Source organism: Microcystis sp. M53598_WE2 (genome assembly GCF_030067735.1).
Lineage (GTDB): Bacteria > Cyanobacteriota > Cyanobacteriia > Cyanobacteriales > Microcystaceae > Microcystis > Microcystis aeruginosa.
This window is the reverse complement of the sequence record NZ_JASJFE010000789.1, coordinates 1-1,995: the sequence shown is the minus strand read 5'-3', so window position 1 is coordinate 1,995 and position 1,995 is coordinate 1. Positions and strand designations below refer to the sequence as shown.

Annotated in this window: 3 protein-coding genes; all 3 read left to right on the top strand. The window is 44.9% G+C overall.

Going from position 1 to position 1,995, the window contains the following annotated elements; translation table 11 throughout:
• A partial coding sequence (locus PX636_RS16120; protein ID WP_288117813.1) for an RNA-guided endonuclease InsQ/TnpB family protein occupies positions 1-572 on the top strand: 572 nt, incomplete at its 5' end.
• A 24-nt stretch (positions 573-596) separates the two neighbouring features.
• A complete protein-coding gene (locus PX636_RS16115; RefSeq protein WP_272077213.1) occupies positions 597-1,289 on the top strand; it encodes a response regulator transcription factor in 693 nt (230 codons plus the stop codon).
• 170 nt (positions 1,290-1,459) lie between these two features.
• Positions 1,460-1,762: a hypothetical protein gene (locus PX636_RS16110; protein WP_002796757.1), complete on the top strand. Its 303-nt coding sequence runs from the start codon at positions 1,460-1,462 to the stop codon at positions 1,760-1,762.
• The last annotated feature ends 233 nt before the right edge of the window (positions 1,763-1,995 follow it).

The window sequence follows — 1,995 nt, the reverse complement described above, 5'->3', positions numbered from 1 at the left end:
GACAACAAGCATTGTCTCGTAAAGCCAAGGGGTCTAATAATCGCCAAAAAGCCATTAAGGAGGTAGCCAAGGTTCACGAAAAGATAGCAAATACTAGACAGGATTTTCTTCATAAACTCTCCAGAAAGTTATGCGATGAAAACCAAATCGTTGTAGCCGAGAATCTGAATATTAAAGGGTTAGCAAGGACTAAATTAGCCAAATCAATACATGACGCTGGTTTTGGTATGTTGCTTAATTTCTTGGATTACAAGCTAGAAAGAGAGGGAGGAAAACTTGTAGAAGTTGACAGGTTTTATCCGAGTACAAAACTCTGTTCTTGCTGTGGATTTAAAAATGATTTATTGACTCTCAGTATTCGTGAATGGATTTGTCCAGAATGTAAGACGCAGCACGATAGAGATGAAAACGCCGCCAAGAATGTAAGGGAAGAAGGTATGAGAATACTGTCAACAAATACCGATGGACAGTCGGAATTTCAAGCTTGGGGAGAAACTGTAAGACTCGTTGGTACTTGTACCGAAAAGCGGGTTTCTGTGAATCAAGAATCCCCCGTCACAGCGTCAGCTTGACGGCGGGAGTGTCAAGTCTAGACCATGCGAATTTTAGTAGTAGAAGATGATATGCAACTAGCCGAGATTTTGCGAGAGGCCTTGAGCGAGCGACAATACGTTGTCGATGTGGCTAGAGACGGAGAAGAAGGCTGGAATTGGCTAGAATTAGGCAAATATGATCTTTTAGTTCTCGATGTCACCCTGCCCAAATTAAGCGGAACTTTGCTCTGTCAACGTCTGCGACGAGCGGAATCCCATCATCCCGTCTCTGCTAATGCCACCGTTCCCGTCCTATTATTAACCGCAAGGGATACGGTAATCGATAAAATCGACGGATTAGACGCAGGGGCCGATGATTATGTCACTAAACCCTTCGATTTGGGCGAATTAATGGCGCGGATTCGGGCCTTGATCCGACGCGGCAGCAGCACCAGCAGTGTTTTATTATCTTGGGGGGGTTTGCAGTTAAATCCCAGTACCCACGAGGCCAGTTATAACGGTCAATTTCTTTCCCTCACCCCCAAGGAATTCGCTCTCTTAGAATTACTTGTTACCCATGGGCGCCGGATCTTAAGTCGATCGGGTATTATTGAGCGAGTTTGGTCTTTGGACGATTCTCCAGCCGAGGAAACCGTTACTTCCCATATTCGCGGTCTTCGTCACAAGCTAAAATCCCTCGGTGCGCCGGAAGACTTTATTGAAACCGTTCACGGTCTTGGTTATCGTTTAAAGTAATATCTGCCTTGGGACAGTAGACAAAATCATTTCTGCACGAAATCTGCACGAAGTTTGCAGAGGGTTTCCATAATCACCCGTTAAATTAGAAAGTTAGACAGGTGCAGGGCTTCTAGACAATCAGAGCGGTCAAACCTGTGACTCTCCTCTCCTAAAAGGGGCTGCTTGAAATGATTTATACGCGATTTGACTATCACGGCTGGCAGATTGAATTGATCCTAGAAATGCAGGGTTATTCTTTTCAATGTTGGCGAGTGGATGGCAGGGAAGGAATTAGCGATTGCCTAGTTTATGCCACCTCTGAACAAGCTTTAGCGGCTGCCCGACACAGAGCGGATCTAGAGTCCGCTTGTCTTGCCCTACTGCGATTTCTCAATGATATCGGCGGCCGGAATTATTACCTCACCCGCGATGATCGCGATGCTCTTAGCCGGTCAATTTTAGAATATGCCCGTCTAGGTGATGTTTTCTAATTTCTTCCCCAGAAGTTTTCCCCTCATATCGTGATTGGTAGGGAGTGAGAATCATTCTCGCTCCGATTTTTTTCAGGCCACTTTCGGTAATAGAATCGTGACAGTGGTTCCATTACCGGGGATATTAGCAATTTCGATCGAGCCTCCGTGTAAGCTAAAACGCACTTAAACCACCTAAAATAGAAATAGTAATTTTAGAAAAATCCTACTTATGCCAGCCAAAGATTTCCTAG

What these genes read in the sequence shown, in the direction of transcription:
- PX636_RS16115 (WP_272077213.1), top strand. Translation starts at nt 597, where the DNA reads ATGCGAATTTTAGTAGTAGAAGATGATATGCAACTAGCCGAGATTTTG.
- PX636_RS16110 (WP_002796757.1), top strand. Translation starts at nt 1,460, where the DNA reads ATGATTTATACGCGATTTGACTATCACGGCTGGCAGATTGAATTGATC.